Source organism: Paraprevotella xylaniphila YIT 11841, from assembly GCF_900683745.1.
GTDB classification, from domain to species: Bacteria; Bacteroidota; Bacteroidia; order Bacteroidales; family Bacteroidaceae; genus Paraprevotella; species Paraprevotella xylaniphila.
Genome location: NZ_LR215980.1, coordinates 1990638 through 2008616, shown reverse-complemented (window position 1 = coordinate 2008616; position 17979 = coordinate 1990638). Strand labels below are relative to the sequence as shown.

The window sequence follows — 17979 nt, the reverse complement described above, 5'->3', positions numbered from 1 at the left end:
GGCTTAATTCGTTAGGATTAAGCCTTTTTTGCTGATTTCCTAAAAGCTGAAATTGACACCTCCCATAAAAGTGGCTTTGGGCATCGGGTAGCCGGATATGATTTCGTAATGTTGCGCTAGTAAGTTTTCTCCACGAAGCCAAAGGGCAAGGTTGCGAGTGGCCTGGAACATTCCGCGAATATTCCACAAAACAAAATTTTCTGAGGTCTCATCGCCTTTCCCGTTTACCTTCACGTTCGTATAAAGACCTTGTATATATTGTACGCCGGAGGACAACAGCCATTTCTTTTTTGAAAAGGAAATGCCGACATATAACTTGTTTTCCGGTGCCGTTACGACAGGATGTTCCATGTGCAGGTAACTGTAGTTGGCGTCGGCCGACCATGTTTTGGATATACGGTATGCCATTTGTATTTCAAATCCGGCATTCTTGATTTTTCCCGTATTTACGTTCATCATGCGATGGTCAATGGAAGCCGTGGTAATCATGTTTTTACCGTTGATGTAGAAAAGGTTGAAGCCATAGGACAGGCGATTGTCAAGCAACCGTTGGTTGAATGCAAGTTCATAGTTCCACATGCTTTCTGCTTTCAAATCCGGGTTGGCTGTTCCCCACATGAACATTTCGCGGATGAGCGGATAACGGAAACCTTTGCTGGCTGTAAGTTTGATTTCAGCGTTTTTCGGAACTTGAAAGGCCAGGCCAGTTTGCGGAATCCATTCGGTTCCCGCCTGACTATGGTGGTCTATGCGGAGGCCGGCATTCCACGTCATCCACGAGCCGATTCTCTGGCGAAAGTCTATATAACCGGCGATTTCATCCTGTTGCTTGTCTACGATGTCCTTACGTTCTCCTTTTTGCGGACCTTCTATGAACTTGTTCCATGCTTCTCCACCAAAGTGGTACCAGTCTATTCCGGTGGTCAGCAGGTTGCCTCGGAAAAGCTGTGAATTTTGATACCACGATACCCCCATCATATTGTCACGGGAGTGGAAACGGTAAGGCAATTGGCTTTCTCCTTCGCTCGGGGCATAGCCGTCATTGATTTTATGACGTCCCCAGTTGTAGAAGAAACTCAATCTCCCGGAAGTCTTTTCATAATGGTTCTCCAAAGCGAAAGACGTCATTCCCCGCGTGATGTTTTGGTCGGCGTCCAGTAACGGTTGGCTGACTTCACCCGGTTGTGAAGCATTAAAGTGGGTGATGTTCACGTCCGCTTCGGCTTTCCACTTTGAGGACAGCTCATATCCGAGTTTGGCATACCCGCCATATTGCTCGAAACCCATGTCTGCACGGTGTCCGTCGGTACGATTGTACAATCCGCTGACGATGCTGGTGAATCGTCCTTTACGGATACGGTTGGTGGCTTCCGTTTGGAGCGTGTTGTAGGAACCGTAACCGACGTGGGCATGGGTGCTTATGCCTTCTGTCTGCATTTTCCGGGTGATGACATTGATAACCCCTCCCATTGCATTCGAACCGTATAGGACAGAAGCCGGGCCGCGCAGGATTTCCACTTTTTCTGCCATGAGGGATTGGTAGGCGTCGGCTATGGGGTGTCCCATTAGGCCCATGTACTGAGGATGTCCGTCTATCAAGACCATCAGCCTGCCGGAACTTCCGCTGATGCCTCTCAAATTTATTTCTCCGGCAGCTCCGCCTGATACGCCGTATCCCATGATTCCGCGTGAGGAGACGAAAAGCCCCGGAACTTGCTCCGTCAGTATCGGAAGCAGCGAGGGCGTGTTGGCCTGTTCTATTTGTTTACGGTCTATGACGGAAACCGTAGCAGGGAGTTGTGCGGCATCGGTCTCATTTCGCGTGCCTGTCACTACGACTTCGTCCAAGGAACGGTCCTTTGGGGCGTTGCCCGTTTCTATTTGTGCTGCTGCGAATGGGGAATATAACATTCCTCCGGCCAGCAGGGATATGGCGAATGGCCTTTTCATAACTTTTTGATTTTTAGATGAAGCAAAGTTAACCGGAACTATTGGATAATGTATTACCTCAGCCACGGATAGAACAACCATTTTTACCTTGTGGGATATGGTTTTGTCGTTTTGCTGAGGAGCGTATATATGCGGAGCGGATGGTCGTGGACGCATATACGCTCTTACCAGTCTATTTCTTGAATCCCGTTGCTTTTTAAATAGGCATTGGCTTTGCTGAAGTGCTTGCAGCCTAAAAAGCCATGTTCGGCAGAACGCGGTGAGGGATGTGCGGCTTCCAATATCAGATGTTTTTTCCCGTCAATCAGGTTCTTTTTGGCTTTTGCATAGTTTCCCCATAGCATGAAAACCAGATGTTCCCGTTCCTCGCTGAGCTTGCGGATGACGGCATCGGTGAACGTTTCCCATCCTACGTTGCGGTGGGAACCGGTTTTGTATGCCCTTACCGTCAGTACGGAGTTCAAGGAGAACACGCCCTGTTCGACCCAACGGTCTAAGTTGCCGGAAGCCGGGACGGGTTTTCCTAAATCCTGATGGATTTCCTGGAAGATGTTGGCTAAAGAGCCGGGGATGGGGATTCCGTCCGGGACGGAAAAGCAGACGCCATAATATTGCCCGGGAGTGGGGTAAGGGTCTTGCCCGAGTATGACAACCTTCACCTTTTCGAAAGGACAGGCATTAAAAATGTAAAAGATACGGGAGCCCGGAGGCAGCACATGGGCATGGGCATATTCGTTCCGCACGAAAGCGGTGAGTCTTTCGAAATAAGGCTTGTCGAACTCTTCCTGCAAGCGTAGCCGCCAACTTTCTTCAATTTTCACTTTCATAGTACGATGTGAGTTTGCTTGTTTCGGGCAAAGATAAGCAAAAATGTGTGTTTTCCTTGGTTTGTTTTTTAAAAAGAATGAAAATGATTCCATACGTTTTGCCAATGTGCCCTTTTTCCGTTAAATTAGAAGAATGAAACGGTTGTTTCGTTTTTTGTGTGTAACCCTAAAATAGAATATGTATGAAGCAAAAGAATAAAGCGGTTACCCTGCATGAGGTCAGGCTGTTATTCGAAAATAAATTTCCAGAATTGCTCGCCAGGGCTGTAGACAGCCCGGACGAGGCCTCTTTCCGTCAAAAGATAGACGCTTATTTGTCGGATGCGTCGTGGAATGCGGAAGGGGTGCGGGTGGTAAGGCGTTTGTTGGAGTATGACGGCCGGGTCGTTCATGAACTTTCGGTCGGGGAAGACGTGAAGGTGGAGAGCCTTGACTTGTTGTGGCGTTTCTTGTCCGGGCGTATGGAGGGAGAGGAGATTTCTCCGGATTTTGCACTCGAATTGTACCACCAGTTTTCCAGATTGCATGACGCCCCTTCCGGAGTGCCGGAGAAAGAGGATGTGCTCCGGTGGATGCGTCGTTGGCCGGACGGGCTGAATGAACAGGTGAGGGCCATCCGTGAGGCGAACAAAGAGAGGATTATGGCGTTGTTGGTCCGGAAGATAGAACATCGTCCGGCTTCTTCCGGACGCTATGTGTTTCCGGAAGGGTGTGGCGAGGCGGAAAAGCTCGGATGGGTGCGCCAGTGGTGGGGCGAAGCCCGTTTCCATTTGGCTATGGCCGTAAAAAGCGCCGCCGAACTGAACCGGATGTTGGGCGGTACGCTTTCTGGCGAGACGATGCGCGTTTACCAACAGGCGCAGGAAAAAGGGATTCCCGTTTTTGTTACGCCTTATTACCTTTCCTTGTTGAATCCTACCGGGAAAGGCTACGACGACGCGGCCATCCGCAGCTATGTCATTTATTCGTCCCGCCTGGTCGAGACGTTCGGTGGCATCCGCGCATGGGAACGTGAGGACATCGTCGAGGAAGGCAAGCCGAACGTGGCCGGTTGGTTGCTGCCCGGCGGGCATAACATCCACCGCCGTTATCCCGAAGTGGCCATCTTAATCCCCGACACGATGGGGCGGGCCTGCGGAGGCTTGTGTGCTTCCTGCCAACGGATGTACGACTTCCAAAGCCGGCGGCTGAATTTCGAGTTGGAGAAGTTGAAGCCGAAAGAGAATTGGAACACCCGCCTTCGGAAGCTGATGGACTATTTCGAACACGACACGCAGATACGCGACATCCTGATAACGGGAGGAGACGCGCTGATGAGCCGCAATGCCACGTTGCGCAACATCTTGGATGCCGTCTGCAAGATGGCCGTCCGCAAACGGCAGGCCAACCTGTCCCGTCCCGACGGCGAGAAGTATGCGGAATTGCAACGTGTCCGTCTGGGGACGCGCTTGCCGGTGTACTTGCCGATGCGTGTGGACGACGAACTGTTGGACATCCTGCGCGATTTCAGGCAGAAAGCCGCAGAGGCGGGCATCACCCAACTTTTCGTGCAGACGCATTTCCAGTCGCCTTTGGAGGTCACGCCCGAGTCGCGGGAGGCCATCCGGAGGATACTGTCTACCGGATGGGCGGTCACGAACCAGTTGGTCTACAACGTGGCGGCTTCGCGCCGGGGGCATACGGCAAAACTGCGGAAGGTGCTGAACAGCCTGGGCGTGATTTGTTATTACACGTTCACCGTGAAAGGCTTTGAGGAGAATTATGAGGTCTTTGCCCCGAATGCCCGTTCCTTGCAGGAAAGTGCCGAGGAGAAAGCATGGGGGCGTCTGGCACCGGAGGCTGAGCACGACTTTCTGGAAAGCCTGGGCGGCGCACCGAACAAGGCCGTGGCCGTCCGGCAGTTTTGTGTCGCGCACGACGTGCCTTTCCTGGCTACGGATCGTAGTGTGCTCAATCTGCCCGGCATCGGCAAAAGCATGTCTTTCGCTTTGGTGGGAGTGGACGCCAAGGGACGCCGCATCTTGCGGTTCGACCACGACCGCACCCGTAGGCACAGCCCGATAATCGACCGTGTCCGCGAAGTGTATATCCGGGAGAACAAGCCGGTCTACCGTTACTTGTTGCAGTTGCAGGACATGGGAGAAGATATGGGTGAGTATGAAACGCTTTGGGCATATACCGAAGGCGAGACCGAGCGTCGCTTCCCGTTTTTTGAATATCCGGTTCCGGATTTCAGCGTGACGAGCCGTTATACGAATCTGGATGTGGGGGAAGGCGAGGTCCGGGATCTACGGCCTGACAGGTAAGCAACCTCATTTTGTTCGAATCTTTTATTCTTTCGCGTATGGATGCCTAACTTGTTGTAAATCTGCACGGAAGATACTGCGGAGATTGATTTGGCGGCCTCCTGAGGCCCCGTTTTGTCCGACTTTGATACTTTGGCTTCGTGCCTGTAAACAAGCGTCCATGCCTCTTCGCCTTCGTAACCAGAAAGGCGAAAGGGCATGGACGCTTGATATGTTGCCGGATAGGCCGGAGCCGTAGGTTTACAAATCCTTAATCTCGTCCAGGTTATGCTGGATGTCTTCGTCTTTCAGTTCGTAGTTGGTCAGGTTTCCGGCCAGATACTGGTCGTAAGCGGCCATATCTATGAGGCCGTGTCCGGACAGGTTGAACAGGATGACTTTTTCTTCCCCGCTCTCCTTGCACGCCTTGGCTTCGTTGATGGCGGCAGCGATGGCATGACAGGATTCCGGTGCCGGAATGATGCCTTCGGCCTTGGCGAACAAGCAGCCCGCGTCGAAGGATTCCAGTTGCTGGATGTCGGTGGCCTCCATCAGTCCGTCTTTCAGGAGTTGGGAGACGATGACGCCCGCGCCGTGGTAACGCAGTCCGCCCGCGTGGATGTTGGCCGGGGCGAAGTTGTGTCCCAGGGTGAACATCGGCAGCAGGGGGGTATAACCCGCTTCGTCCCCAAAGTCGTATTGGAAATGCCCGCGCGTCAGTTTCGGGCACGATGCCGGTTCGGCTGCGATGTAACGTGTCTTTTTCCCTTCCTTGATGCTATGGCGCATGAACGGGAAACAGATGCCGCCGAAGTTGGAGCCGCCTCCGAAACAGCCGATGATGATGTCCGGATATTCACCCGCCATTTCCATCTGTTTCTCGGCTTCCAGGCCGATGATGGTCTGATGCAGGGTGACGTGGCTCAATACTGACCCGAGCGTGTATTTGCAATTCGGGGTCGTGCGTGCCAGTTCGATGGCTTCCGAGATGGCCGTGCCCAAAGAACCTTGGTAGTTTGGGTTCTTGGTCAGGATGTCCTTGCCCGCACGGGTGGACATGGAGGGAGAAGCGGTGACTTGTGCGCCGAACGTCTGCATGATGCTGCGGCGGTAGGGCTTCTGCTCGTAACTGATTTTGACTTGGTATACAGCCGCTTCCAACCCGAACACCTTGGCGGCATAGGAGAGGGCCGCTCCCCATTGGCCCGCTCCGGTTTCTGTCGTTACGTTCGTCACGCCCTCCTTCTTGCAGTAATAAGCTTGTGCCAATGCCGAGTTCAGTTTGTGCGAGCCGATGGGGCTGACGCTTTCATTCTTGAAGTATATATGGGCCGGTGTCCCCAGAGCCTTTTCCAATCCGTAGGCCCTTACGAGCGGTGTGCTCCGGTAGTATTTGTACATTTCGCGCACTTCCTCGGGAATCTCTATCCACGCGTCCGTCTGGTTCAGCTCTTGCCGGCTCAGTTCTTCCGCAAAGATCGGATACAAGTCTTCCGGTTTCAACGGCTGTTTGGTGGCCGGATTGAGTGGCGGCATGGGTTTGTTTACCATGTCGGCCTGGATGTTATACCAATAACGGGGGATGTCCTCTTCTGCCAGGAAATATCTTTTTTTCTTTTCCATAATGCTTGTTGTATTCGATGTGTTTATTGAATTTCTTGTTCTTTAGTTGCAAACTTACGCAAAAAGTTTGGAATATATGACGATTTGCAGGAAAATATGTAGGACATGCTTGATAAAAGTATTGGAAGTATGGTCGTGGCATACGGTATGGGGGTGGCGTGGGATGGTGTGGTCGTGTTGCATAAATATGCAGGAAAATCCGGGTCATTCAACTCTTCTTTCTTTTGGTAATAAGCGGAATATGATTTGTTTTGAATAAAAATAAGAAAATATCTGTATATTATGCATGCGGTGAGGCTTAAAATACATATCTTTGCATCGAAGTAATAAAGGATAGGGATTTATGAGGAATAAGGACAGCCGTTTGGAAGCCATTAAGATGGTCGTGTCTGCACAGGATATTTCAAGCCAAGAGGAATTGTTGCGCGAGTTGAAAAAGATGGGTTTCATACTGACTCAGGCTACGCTTTCCCGTGATTTGAAACAACTGAAAGTGGCCAAGGCGACGAATGCCTCTGGTAAATATGTATATGTATTGCCGGCTTCGCCTCTTTACAGAAGGGTCTCGGACACTCACCTGACCGCTTCTGCCGTACATCAGGCCGGTGCTTTGTCCGTGAAATTTTCAGGTAATCTGGCTGTGGTCCATACTTTGCCCGGTCATGCAAGTCATATCGCATACGATATAGACAACAAAAGGTTTGAAGAAATATTGGGGACATTGGCCGGAGACGATACCATCATACTGGTGTTGGCAGAAGGAGTTTCCTCCGAACTGGCCCTGCGGCGGTTGGCCGAAGTGATTCCCGACATACAATGAATATAAAGAACGTAGAAAATCGCGAGTAAGCGAGCGCAGACGGAGCTTGCTCCAGGTCTGCCGAGCGGGAGCGGTTTATGTAAACAGTATATAGTTTAAGAAAGAAGTGGAATACAACGATGGAATCAGAGTGGTTGTGGCAGATGCCAGCCACGAAAAGTATGTAGATGTTATTCTTGCGACCATAACGGATTCTGCGAAAAAGAGAGGCTCCGGGATAGCTTCCCGTACGCATGAATATCTGGCCACGAAGATGAAGGAACGCAAGGCGGTCATAGCTTTGGCCGGTGAAGGCGATGAAGAGGAGTTTGCCGGGTTCTGTTATATCGAAAGTTGGGGAAATAAGGAGTATGTGGCCAATTCGGGACTGATTGTCGTAGAGAAGTTCCGGCGTCATCATCTGGCTACCCGTATCAAACAGACGGCCTTCACGCTTTCGCGCCTGCGGTGGCCCCATGCCAAATTGTTCGGGTTGACGAGCCAGAGTGCCGTGATGAAGATCAATACGGCGTTGGGTTACGTGCCGGTCACTTTTGCCGAGCTGACGGACGACGAGGCGTATTGGAAAGGTTGCGGCACGCCGGAGCATCCGTGTTGCGTCAATTATGACATCCTGCAGCGCACAGGGCGGCGGTATTGCGTGTGTACGGCCATGTTGTATGACCCTGCCGCGCATCCGAACGAGAAACTTCCGGTGGAACTGCCGGAGGATGTGGTGAAGATGGCCCGCGAGGCGGCTGCAAAAAATCTGCGTTAATTGGAATAGACAAAATAAAAGGAATATTATGGCAAAAAAAGTAGTAGTGGCATTCAGCGGAGGTTTGGACACCTCTTATACGGTGATGTATCTGGCCAAGGAAAAGGGGTACGAAGTGTATGCGGCTTGTGCCAACACGGGCGGTTTCAGTGCCGAGCAACTGAAGGCCAACGAGGAAAATGCTTATAAGTTGGGCGCCAAGGAATACGTCACGTTGGACGTGACGAAGGAGTATTATGAAAAGAGCCTGCGTTACATGATATATGGCAACGTGTTGCGCAACAACTGCTACCCGATTTCGGTGTCGTCCGAGCGTATTTTTCAGGCCATCGCCATCGCACGTTATGCCAACGAGGTGGGGGCCGATGCGATAGCCCATGGCTCGACCGGGGCAGGCAACGACCAGATTCGTTTCGACATGACTTTCCTGGTGATGGCACCGGGGATGGAGATCATCACACTCACGCGTGACAGCAACCTGAGCCGCCAGGAGGAAGTGGATTATCTGAACCAGCACGGTTATTATGCCGATTTCACGAAGTTGAAGTATTCCTACAACGTAGGTATCTGGGGCACGTCGATTTGTGGCGGCGAGATTCTGGACAGCAATCAGGGGTTGCCTGAGAGCGCTTATCTGAAACATCCCACGAAGACGGGGACGGAGCTGTTGAAGCTCGGTTTCAAGAAAGGGGAGATTTGTAGCGTGAACGGTGTGGAGTATGACGACAAGATCAAGGCCATACAGGAGATAGAAAAGATAGGTGCTGCCTATGCCATTGGCCGCGACTGCCATGTGGGCGACACCATCATCGGTATCAAGGGGCGTGTAGGTTTCGAGGCGGCAGCTCCGATGCTGATTATCGGTGCGCACCGTTTCTTGGAAAAATACACGCTGAGCAAGTGGCAGCAATATTGGAAGGAACAAGTGGCCAACTGGTATGGCATGTTCCTGCACGAAAGCCAGTATCTGGAGCCGGTCATGCCGGACATCGAGGCCATGCTGACCAGTTCGCAGCGCAACGTGAACGGCGTGGTGACATTGGAGCTTCGTCCTTACGGCTTCACGACGGTCGGTGTGGATTCTCCGGACGACTTGGTGAAGAACAAGTTCGGCGAGTATGGCGAGACGCAGAAGGGTTGGACGGCAGAGGATGCCAAAGGCTTTATCAAAGTGACTTCCACTCCGCTCCGCCTGTATTATGCGAACCATAAGGACGAGGAACGAATCAAGTAAACCATGGCGGCGGAAGATAAAAAAAACAGATATTTCAAATGATAAGAGTTGGAATCATAGGAGGGGCAGGATATACGGCCGGAGAACTTTGCCGCATCCTGCTGAACCATCCCGAAGCGGAGATAAAGTTTATCAATAGTTCCAGTAATGCAGGGAATAAGATTACCGACGTGCACGAAGGACTGTACGGGGAAACCGATTTGGTGTTTACGGACCAGTTGCCTTTCGACGAGGTGGACGTGATATTTTTCTGTTTCGGGCATGGCAAGAGCGTGGAGTTCTTGCAGGCTCACGATGTGCCTTCCCGGGTGAAGATCATCGACTTGGCGCAGGATTTCCGTCTGGCGGCTCCGGGCAATGACTACGTGTACGGTCTGCCAGAATTGGACAAGGCGGCCATTGCCGGGGCGCAGCATGTGGCCAATCCCGGTTGTTTTGCCACTTGCATCCAGTTGGGGTTGTTGCCTTTGGCTGCCCACGGCCTGTTGAGTGGCGACGTGTCGGTGAATGCCATCACGGGAAGTACCGGTGCCGGTGTGAAGCCCGGTGCGACCACGCACTTCAGTTGGCGCAACAACAACATGAGCATATACAAGGCTTTCAACCATCAGCATGTGCCGGAAATTTGCCAGTCTCTCCGTGCCTTGCAGTCGGACTTCGACGGAGCGATAGATTTCATTCCCTATCGCGGCGACTTTGCCCGAGGAATTTTTGCCACCGAGGTGGTTCGTGTGGACGCGTCGGTCGATGCCGGGTATTTTGCCGGACTTTACAAGGAGTATTACAAGGACGCGGCCTTCACGCATTACGTGGACAAGGTCATCGACATGAAGCAAGTGGTCAATACCAACAAGGCTTTGGTGCATGTGGACAAGTTCGGCGATAAATTGTTGGTCACGGCCACGATAGACAATTTGCTCAAAGGCGCAAGCGGGCAAGCCGTGCAGAACATGAACCTCATGTTCGGGTTGGACGAAACGTCCGGTTTGCGCCTGAAACCGTCTGCATTCTAAACGGGGTGCGGCGGAATGTCATATTTAAAAAAGGAGGAATAAAATGAATCTGTTCGACGTATATCCGCTTTTCGATGTGAACATCGTAAAAGGGAAAGGATGCCATGTCTGGGACGACAAGGGGCAGGAGTATCTTGACTTGTATGGCGGCCATGCCGTAATCAGTGTCGGTCACTGCCATCCGCATTATATAGAGAAGCTGGCACGGCAACTTGGCCGGTTGGGTTTCTACAGCAATTCCGTGGTCAACAAGTTGCAGGTGGAACTGGCGGAGCGTTTGGGCAAGGCCTGCGGTTATGAGGACTATCAGCTCTTTCTGATTAATTCCGGTGCGGAAGCCAATGAGAATGCGTTGAAGTTGGCCAGTTTCTACAATGGCCGCAAGCGCGTGTTGTCCCTTTCAAAAGCGTTCCATGGGCGTACGTCTTTGGCCGTGGAGACAACGGACAATCCTAAAATCATAGCTCCCATCAACGCCAACGGGCATGTGACTTACTTGCCTTTGAATGATTTGGACGCTTTCAAGGCGGAGTTGGCCAAAGGCGATGTGTGTGCCGTGATTGTGGAGTGTATTCAAGGGGTCGGAGGTATCCGGTTGGCCACAGCCGAGTTCATGCAAGGCGTGCGGCAGGCATGTGACGAAACGGATACGGTGTTGATTTGCGATGAAATCCAGTGTGGTTACGGCCGTTCGGGCAAGTTCTTCGCCCACCAGCATTTGGGGGTGAAGCCGGACTTGATTACGGTGGCCAAAGGCATCGGCAACGGTTTCCCCATGGGGGCGGTGCTGATTTCGCCCAAGTTTACTCCGGTGTACGGCCAGTTGGGCACGACTTTCGGTGGAAACCATTTGGCTTGTGCCGCCGCCTTGGCCGTGTTGGACATCATGGAAGAGGAGCATCTGGTGGAAAATGCCGCCAAGGTCGGAAATTTCCTGATGGAAGGCATAAAGGCTTTGCACCTGCCTCATGTGGTGGATGTCAGAGGGCGCGGCCTGATGATAGGCGTGGAGTTGGACGTGCCTTACAAGGAAATCAGGAACAAGTTGCTCTTTGAGGAGCATTGCTTTACGGGATGCAGTGGCACGAATGTGCTGAGGCTCTTGCCGCCGCTTTGTCTGAGTGAGGTGGAAGCGGCTGATTTCTTGAAACGGTTGGAACGTGTAGTGAATAATTAATGAATAATCAAGCGGAGATAAACCGGTCGCAGGCGTATGCCGGAGACCGGTTTGTCTGCTTTTAAGGAGGAGAGTGACAATGAAGATTGCAATTATCGGTGCGGGCAATATGGGAGGAGCCGTTGCCCGTGGTTTGGCAAAGGGAAGCTTGGTCAAGACATCGGATATCACGGTGTCCAATCCCAGTCGGGGTAAGTTGGAGGCATTGAAGGTTGAGTTTCCGGAGTTGAACATCACTTGTGAGAATTCCCAGGCGGCGACAGGGGCTGATGTGGTTATATTAGCTGTGAAACCTTGGAAGATACAAGAGGTGATAGAGGAAATCAAAGGTGGTTTGGATTATGACAATCAGGCGATAGCCTCTATGGCAGGTGGGATTGGCACGGCGCAACTTTGTACTTATTTGGATCGTGGTGACGGAGAATACCCCGGAGTGTACTATTTGATACCGAATACGGCCATTGCGGTTATGAGCGGTATGACTTTTATGACTTCCGTTTGTTCCACGCCGGAATTGGACGCCCAAATGCTGGCGATGTTTAAGGAGATGGGGGATGCCATGTTGGTTGAGGAACGCTTGATGGACGCGGGAATGGCTTTGGCTTCCTGTGGCATAGCCTATGTGATGCGTTACATCCGTGCGGCTACCGAAGGTGGTGTGGAATTGGGCTTTTATGCCAAGGATGCGCAGCGCGTCATCATGCAGACCATGAAAGGGGCCGTGGATTTGTTGGAGGCCGGAGGATTGCATCCGGAAATGGAGATTGATAAAGTGACGACGCCCGGAGGCTTGACCATCCGTGGGCTGAATGCGATGGAGGAGGCCGGGTTCACCCAAAGCGTCATCAAAGGATTGAGGGCTTCGGTGAAGAAATAAGGAAAGGAGTGTCTTTATGTCACAACAATATAAACGCATAGCCGTCAAGATAGGAAGTAACGTTCTGACCCGTAAGGACGGGGCTTTGGACGTGACACGCATGTCGGCTTTGGTGGACCAGATTGCCGAACTGCGGGAAAACGGTATCGAAGTCATATTGATTTCTTCCGGTGCCGTGGCCAGCGGGAGAGGCGAGCTGAAAGAGGCCGTCTCGCGCAAGATGGACAGCGTGGACCAACGGCAACTGTTTTCCGCAGTGGGGCAGGCCAAGCTCATCAACCGCTATTACGAACTGTTCCGCGAGCACCGCTTGCCGGTGGGGCAGGTGCTGACGATGAAAGAGAGTTTCAGTACGCGCCGCCATTACCTGAACCAACGGAACTGTATGATGGTGATGTTGGAAAACGGGGTTATTCCGATTGTGAACGAGAATGACACAGTCAGCGTGACGGAGCTGATGTTTACGGATAACGACGAACTGTCCGGTTTGATTGCCACGATGATGGACGTGCAGGCTTTAATCATATTGAGCAATGTGGACGGCATATACAACGGCCTTCCCGGCGAACCGGGCGTGGAGGTTATCCGTGAGGTGGAACCGGAACGGGATTTGCAGGAGTATATCCGTACGGAGAAATCCGGTTTCGGACGCGGCGGGATGATGACCAAATGCTCCATAGCCCGCAAGGTGGCCGACGAAGGCATCGAGGTCATCATTGCCAACGGCAAACGCGACGACGTGCTTACGGACTTGGTTTTACGTCCCGGCAGCCGGGTGTGTACCCGTTTTGCTCCGCGTGAAGGCAATGTTTCGAGCGTGAAGAAATGGGTGGCTCACAGCACAGGGTTCACGAAAGGGAAGGTTTACCTGAACGACAAGGCGGTGGAAGCCGTTTGCGGCGACCGTGCCGTGAGTATCCTGCCGGTAGGAGTCACGCGTGTGGAAGGCGATTTTGAAAAAGGCGACTTGGTACGTATCATGTCGCCCGAGGGGCAGAATCTGGGAGTGGGGCGCACGGCATATAGCTGCGAGGAGGCCGTCCGGGTCATCGGGCAGCACGACTGCAAGCCTTTGGTGCATTATGATTATTTGTATTTGGAGTGAATCCATGCTTTCCGGTGTGGGGCGCACGTGTCCGGTGCCGGACGTGGAACCGTGTAGATGAAAAATCAATGAAAACAATAATAAAAGGAAAACTATGGATTTGACTTCTCTGTTTGAACGGGCAAGAGCAGCCGGCCGCGAGTTGCTGCAATTGCCGGTAGAACGTGTGGATGAGATACTGCGTGCGGTAGCGGATGAAGCTCTGGCACAGTCGGAATACATCCTGTCGGAAAATGCGCGCGATTTGGAGCGCATGTCTCCCGATAACCCGATGTACGACCGCCTGAAACTTACATCGGCGCGTTTGGAAGGTATTGCCGCCGACACGCGTCATGTGGCGGATTTGCCTTCTCCTTTGGGAAGGGTGCTGAAGCATACCGTGTTGCCCAACGGATTGGACTTGAAACGGGTGAGTGTGCCGTTCGGCGTGATAGGGGTAATTTATGAGGCACGCCCCAACGTGAGCTTCGATGTCTTTTCGCTCTGCCTCAAGGCCGGGAGTGCCTGCGTGTTGAAGGGCGGAAGCGACGCCGACTTTTCCAATCGTGCCATTGTGAAAGTAATCCACGGCGTATTGGAGCGTTTCGGTGTGAATCCAGATGTCGTTGTCTTATTACCGGCCGAACGTGAGGCCACGGCGGCTTTGCTGCAGGCACGCGGTTATGTGGATTTGTTGATTCCGCGTGGCAGTAGTGCTTTGATTCAATATGTGCGCGAGAATGCCCGTATTCCGGTCATCGAGACCGGAGCCGGAGTTTGCCATGCTTATTTTGACGTGGATGGGGATGTGCGGAAAGGTGCCGCGATTGTCAACAATGCCAAGACGCGCCGGGTGAGCGTATGCAATGCGTTGGATAGCGTGCTGGTTCATGCCTCCCGTTTGTCCGACCTGCCGCAATTGTGCGCTCCGTTGCAGGAGAGTCGTGTGCGCATTTATGCCGACAGCCGCGCCTTGGCCGCCCTACAGGGGCATTATCCGGCGGATCTGTTGGAAGCGGCTACGGAGAAACATTTCGGCACTGAGTTTATGGATTACAAAATGGCCGTGAAGACGGTGGACTCTATGGACGAGGCGTTGGCCCATATCGCCCGTTTCGGGTCGGGACATAGCGAGTGTATCATTACCGAGAACGCCGATGCAGCCGAAAAGTTCTTGCAGTTGGTGGATGCCGCCTGCGTGTATGCCAATGCGCCGACCTCGTTTACCGACGGGGCGCAGTTCGGACTTGGAGCCGAGATAGGCATCAGTACCCAGAAGCTGCATGCCCGCGGCCCGATGGCGTTGGAAGAAATCACGACCTACAAATGGTTCGTGCAGGGCGACGGACAGGTACGCCCGAAGTAGTCCGATTATCAATCATTAAACAACAATCTTATGAGAGTATTTCAAAACGTAGAAGACTTAGGCGATTTGAAAGCCGCCTTGCGCGAGGCTTTCGAGGTAAAGAAGAATCGTTTTCAATATCAGGAACTGGGGAGGAACAAGACTGCCCTCCTCATCTTCTTCAACAACAGCCTGCGCACACGGTTGAGTACGCAAAAGGCTGCCATGAATCTTGGCATGAACGTCATCGTGCTCGACGTGAACCAAGGGGCATGGAAACTGGAGACGGAGCGCGGCGTGATTATGGATGGCGACAAGAGCGAACATTTGTTGGAAGCCATTCCCGTGATGGGATGCTATTGCGACCTTATCGGAGTACGTTCGTTTGCCACCTTCGAAAGCCGTAAGGACGATTATGAGGAAAAGATACTGAACCAGTTTATCCGTTACTCCGACAAGCCCGTATTCTTTATGGAGAGTGCCACGGTGCATCCCTTGCAGAGCTTTGCTGATTTGATTACCATCGAAGAGTATAAACGGACGGCGCGCCCCAAGGTGGTGCTCTCGTGGGCTCCTCATCCCAAGGCGTTGCCGCAGGCCGTACCCAACAGTTTCGCCCAATGGATGAACGCCGCCGATGTGGATTTTGTCGTGACGCATCCTGAAGGTTATGAACTCGATCCGAAGTTCGTAGGTGACGCCCGTGTGGAGTACGACCAACTGAAAGCCTTCGAAGGAGCCGACTTCATCTACGCCAAGAACTGGAGCTGTCCCGGTGTGACCCGTCCGGCGGACTACGGAAAGGTGTTGAACAAGGACATGAGTTGGACGGTGGATGCCGCTCACATGGCTGTGACGAACAACGCTTTCTTCATGCATTGCCTGCCTGTGCGCCGCAATATGATTGTGACGGACGATGTGATAGAAAGCCCGCAATCGTTGGTCATCCCCGAGGCTGCCAATCGTGAGATTTCAGCCACAGTAGTGCTTAAACGAATGCTTGAGGCATTATAGCCTTGACACATCTGGCCGGCAAGCGTAGGGTGTCCTTGTTTGCCGGTCAGGTTAAAAGGAATACAAAGGAAAGCCAAGGTCTTTTTATGAAGACTATTTGGGCGTGAAGTACTAAAAGCCGAACTGCCACGTTTTCCGCCCGTCGAAAGTCAGAACCGTGAAGGCGATGCTGTCACCTTCTTGTAGGCCGAGAGGAAGAAGGGGGAGGCTGGCATATACCGTGGTGGAATATGAATACGGGTCGCCGGGCTGTCGGTGATAAAGTGACAAGTGGTAAATTGTTCCGGTGTAGGAAGAACGGGTGGAATCCGTCCGGTATCCCCATTCCTGCCTGCCACCTTGTGTTTTAGGTGCGAGGTGAAGGTTGAGGTAATCTCCTCCATGCCATATACTGTTGATTGCCAATGGAGCGTCATCGTCCGACGGTTCTTCTTTCGGTTTCAAGAGGTTGACCGTCTCGGCTGTATAGACTTTAGCCACAGGATGCCCTTCTTGGTAGTCGGCTGTCACTTCGTAGCCGTATACGAGACGGTAGGCGGCATCAGGCTGCAAGCCTTGTATAGGGCTATTGATGGCATATATTTTACCGTCGTCGGTGACAAAATGCGTGCCGTTGCCTCTTGCATCGGTGTAAACCTCGACGAATTCCGTCAGAAGTGAGGGATATACGTATCCGTCTTCTTCATCGTCACTACATGCTGTACAGCACAGGCAGCCTATAAGAAACAGACAGGCTTTCCCCCTTTCCGGCAGGAACCGGAAAAGCGGAAAGCCTGTTTTTAATCCCCAATGCCTTTTCATATCCTTATTTCTGATGGGTGGCCATATAATTAAACACCGGATTGGCATACATCGTGAGCAGGCGTTCGCGTAAGAAAGCCGTGTCAGGGTTGGGTAAGGTTACTTTTTCCAGACGGTTTTCGAGGTAAGTTTCAAAACGCGCTTTTTCATCAGGAGTGTAATGTGCTGCAAACTCTTGTGTGCCCCGTAGCAAGTCGGCAGCCACATAATTTCCGGCGTATAACTTGTAATTGCGGTGAATCTCCTTGTCGATATGAGATGCCACGGCCGTGAACAGTTCCGTCTTGGGCATATCGGCGGGTAATGTGCCCAACCAATCGTTCAGCGGGCCTGCCATCCGGAAGCATATCCTTCCTTTGTATCCGAAAATCCCGGTCTGCATGTTCACCAGGTCGTCTTTCGGACTCTTCTTGAAACCTTCAATGTCGCGCTTCTGTTGGAATTCCTGTGCTTTCAAATAATCACAAGGGTCGTATTCGTACGAAAGTGCAGTCGGTACGAGATTCAACTGCTTCAGGCGGTCGATGGTGCTTCCTTCTCCTCCCATGGCCATCATTTTGAGGATGGAATCCTGCGTGCGGTCGTTTGAATCCTTGGCGCGTCCTTCCCGTTGGGCAATCCAGATGTTCTCATGTTTTGTAGCGATGGCATAGTGCATGTAGCGGCTCAACCGTGTGCTGGAAGCTAGCATTTGGCGCAGGCTCACAGAGCGTTGCACGATGAATGCCTTGTCCACCCTTACCAGTTTTTTAATCCATGGGCGTATCAACAGATTGTCGCCGATGGCAATTTCCATAGTGTTGCCGAAACCGTTGTCCAAGAGACTGATGGAAAGGAAAGCAGAGTCCATCACGATGTCGCGGTGGTTGGTGATGAAAGTATGCGGTACACTTTTGTCTACCGACTGGCTGTTCTCCAACACCAGGCCGTCGCTGCATTTGCCGACAATACCGTGAAGCAAAGGGTAGAAGAAAGTCTGTTGCACTTCTAAGTTTGTCCGGCAACGGCGAAGACGGTTGCATGCCACTTCGTAAGGTACTTCGGGCAAGACCTGTTCGGTGGCGGCGCGGAATTCCGGGTCGGCTATCAGTTCTTCAAAAACGGCCGGGAGTTCTTCCGGGTCGTATGGACGGATTTCGTCGAATTCTTCAGGCGTACGCATAAGCGGATAA

16 protein-coding genes are annotated in these 17979 nt (G+C 52.3%); 11 read left to right on the top strand and 5 right to left on the bottom strand.

Annotated features, from left to right (window positions below; all coding sequences use genetic code 11):
* Window positions 1-39: 39 nt before the first annotated feature.
* Entirely contained in the window at window positions 40-1950 is a 1911-nt protein-coding gene (locus tag E0E47_RS08555; RefSeq protein WP_130893458.1) for a TonB-dependent receptor, read from the bottom strand.
* 164 nt (window positions 1951-2114) lie between these two features.
* On the bottom strand, window positions 2115-2777 hold the full coding sequence (ung, locus tag E0E47_RS08550) for a uracil-DNA glycosylase (protein WP_130893457.1): 663 nt from the start codon (window positions 2775-2777) through the stop codon (window positions 2115-2117).
* Window positions 2778-2959: 182 nt separating this feature from the next.
* On the opposite strand from ung, the gene E0E47_RS08545 reads away from it, so the two are divergent.
* The gene (locus E0E47_RS08545; protein WP_130893456.1) at window positions 2960-5083 is read left to right on the top strand and encodes a KamA family radical SAM protein; all 2124 of its coding nucleotides are present in this window, start codon (window positions 2960-2962) and stop codon (window positions 5081-5083) included.
* Window positions 5084-5323: 240 nt separating this feature from the next.
* Here the strand turns inward: E0E47_RS08545 and E0E47_RS08535 are convergent, their stop codons facing one another.
* Window positions 5324-6688 (bottom strand): TrpB-like pyridoxal phosphate-dependent enzyme, encoded by a 1365-nt coding sequence (locus E0E47_RS08535; RefSeq protein ID WP_087943174.1) that lies wholly within the window; start codon window positions 6686-6688, stop codon window positions 5324-5326.
* Between the two features lie 102 nt (window positions 6689-6790).
* Between E0E47_RS08535 and E0E47_RS17780 the strand changes: the two genes are divergently transcribed.
* The 10 genes from E0E47_RS17780 to E0E47_RS08490 all read left to right on the top strand — a co-directional run bounded on the left by E0E47_RS17780 (window position 6791) and on the right by E0E47_RS08490 (window position 16006).
* Window positions 6791-6916 carry a hypothetical protein gene (locus E0E47_RS17780; protein ID WP_262708099.1) on the top strand — a complete coding sequence of 42 codons (126 nt, stop codon included), beginning with the start codon at window positions 6791-6793 and terminating at the stop codon, window positions 6914-6916.
* A gap of 112 nt (window positions 6917-7028) precedes the next feature.
* Window positions 7029-7505: an arginine repressor gene (locus E0E47_RS08530; RefSeq protein ID WP_130893454.1), complete on the top strand. Its 477-nt coding sequence runs from the start codon at window positions 7029-7031 to the stop codon at window positions 7503-7505.
* A 106-nt stretch (window positions 7506-7611) separates the two neighbouring features.
* Window positions 7612-8262 carry a hypothetical protein gene (locus tag E0E47_RS08525; RefSeq protein ID WP_008625491.1) on the top strand — a complete coding sequence of 217 codons (651 nt, stop codon included), beginning with the start codon at window positions 7612-7614 and terminating at the stop codon, window positions 8260-8262.
* 28 nt (window positions 8263-8290) lie between these two features.
* Window positions 8291-9496, top strand: a complete 1206-nt coding sequence (locus E0E47_RS08520; RefSeq protein ID WP_008616600.1) for an argininosuccinate synthase — start codon at window positions 8291-8293, stop codon at window positions 9494-9496.
* Between the two features lie 38 nt (window positions 9497-9534).
* Window positions 9535-10509 carry an N-acetyl-gamma-glutamyl-phosphate reductase gene (gene argC, locus E0E47_RS08515; RefSeq protein ID WP_130893453.1) on the top strand — a complete coding sequence of 325 codons (975 nt, stop codon included), beginning with the start codon at window positions 9535-9537 and terminating at the stop codon, window positions 10507-10509.
* Window positions 10510-10552: 43 nt separating this feature from the next.
* The gene (locus tag E0E47_RS08510) at window positions 10553-11686 is read left to right on the top strand and encodes an aspartate aminotransferase family protein (RefSeq protein ID WP_130893452.1); all 1134 of its coding nucleotides are present in this window, start codon (window positions 10553-10555) and stop codon (window positions 11684-11686) included.
* Window positions 11687-11765: 79 nt separating this feature from the next.
* On the top strand, window positions 11766-12563 hold the full coding sequence (locus E0E47_RS08505; RefSeq protein WP_130893451.1) for a pyrroline-5-carboxylate reductase family protein: 798 nt from the start codon (window positions 11766-11768) through the stop codon (window positions 12561-12563).
* A gap of 16 nt (window positions 12564-12579) precedes the next feature.
* Window positions 12580-13668, top strand: a complete 1089-nt coding sequence (gene proB, locus E0E47_RS08500; protein ID WP_008625495.1) for a glutamate 5-kinase — start codon at window positions 12580-12582, stop codon at window positions 13666-13668.
* A 94-nt stretch (window positions 13669-13762) separates the two neighbouring features.
* Entirely contained in the window at window positions 13763-15013 is a 1251-nt protein-coding gene (locus E0E47_RS08495) for a glutamate-5-semialdehyde dehydrogenase (RefSeq protein WP_130893450.1), read from the top strand.
* Between the two features lie 30 nt (window positions 15014-15043).
* Window positions 15044-16006 carry a Rossmann-fold NAD(P)-binding domain-containing protein gene (locus tag E0E47_RS08490; RefSeq protein ID WP_130893449.1) on the top strand — a complete coding sequence of 321 codons (963 nt, stop codon included), beginning with the start codon at window positions 15044-15046 and terminating at the stop codon, window positions 16004-16006.
* A gap of 111 nt (window positions 16007-16117) precedes the next feature.
* Here the strand turns inward: E0E47_RS08490 and E0E47_RS08485 are convergent, their stop codons facing one another.
* Window positions 16118-16807, bottom strand: a complete 690-nt coding sequence (locus E0E47_RS08485; RefSeq protein WP_130893448.1) for a NigD1/NigD2 family lipoprotein — start codon at window positions 16805-16807, stop codon at window positions 16118-16120.
* Between the two features lie 4 nt (window positions 16808-16811).
* On the bottom strand, window positions 16812-17969 hold the full coding sequence (locus E0E47_RS08480) for an acyltransferase (RefSeq protein ID WP_130893447.1): 1158 nt from the start codon (window positions 17967-17969) through the stop codon (window positions 16812-16814).
* Window positions 17970-17979 lie beyond the last annotated feature (10 nt).

What these genes read in the sequence shown, in the direction of transcription:
- E0E47_RS08555 (WP_130893458.1), bottom strand. Translation starts at nt 1,950, where the DNA reads ATGAAAAGGCCATTCGCCATATCCCTGCTGGCCGGAGGAATGTTATAT.
- ung (WP_130893457.1), bottom strand. Translation starts at nt 2,777, where the DNA reads ATGAAAGTGAAAATTGAAGAAAGTTGGCGGCTACGCTTGCAGGAAGAG.
- E0E47_RS08545 (WP_130893456.1), top strand. Translation starts at nt 2,960, where the DNA reads ATGAAGCAAAAGAATAAAGCGGTTACCCTGCATGAGGTCAGGCTGTTA.
- E0E47_RS17780 (WP_262708099.1), top strand. Translation starts at nt 6,791, where the DNA reads ATGCTTGATAAAAGTATTGGAAGTATGGTCGTGGCATACGGTATGGGG.
- E0E47_RS08530 (WP_130893454.1), top strand. Translation starts at nt 7,029, where the DNA reads ATGAGGAATAAGGACAGCCGTTTGGAAGCCATTAAGATGGTCGTGTCT.
- E0E47_RS08520 (WP_008616600.1), top strand. Translation starts at nt 8,291, where the DNA reads ATGGCAAAAAAAGTAGTAGTGGCATTCAGCGGAGGTTTGGACACCTCT.
- argC (WP_130893453.1), top strand. Translation starts at nt 9,535, where the DNA reads ATGATAAGAGTTGGAATCATAGGAGGGGCAGGATATACGGCCGGAGAA.
- E0E47_RS08510 (WP_130893452.1), top strand. Translation starts at nt 10,553, where the DNA reads ATGAATCTGTTCGACGTATATCCGCTTTTCGATGTGAACATCGTAAAA.
- E0E47_RS08505 (WP_130893451.1), top strand. Translation starts at nt 11,766, where the DNA reads ATGAAGATTGCAATTATCGGTGCGGGCAATATGGGAGGAGCCGTTGCC.
- proB (WP_008625495.1), top strand. Translation starts at nt 12,580, where the DNA reads ATGTCACAACAATATAAACGCATAGCCGTCAAGATAGGAAGTAACGTT.
- E0E47_RS08495 (WP_130893450.1), top strand. Translation starts at nt 13,763, where the DNA reads ATGGATTTGACTTCTCTGTTTGAACGGGCAAGAGCAGCCGGCCGCGAG.
- E0E47_RS08490 (WP_130893449.1), top strand. Translation starts at nt 15,044, where the DNA reads ATGAGAGTATTTCAAAACGTAGAAGACTTAGGCGATTTGAAAGCCGCC.
- E0E47_RS08485 (WP_130893448.1), bottom strand. Translation starts at nt 16,807, where the DNA reads ATGAAAAGGCATTGGGGATTAAAAACAGGCTTTCCGCTTTTCCGGTTC.
- E0E47_RS08480 (WP_130893447.1), bottom strand. Translation starts at nt 17,969, where the DNA reads ATGCGTACGCCTGAAGAATTCGACGAAATCCGTCCATACGACCCGGAA.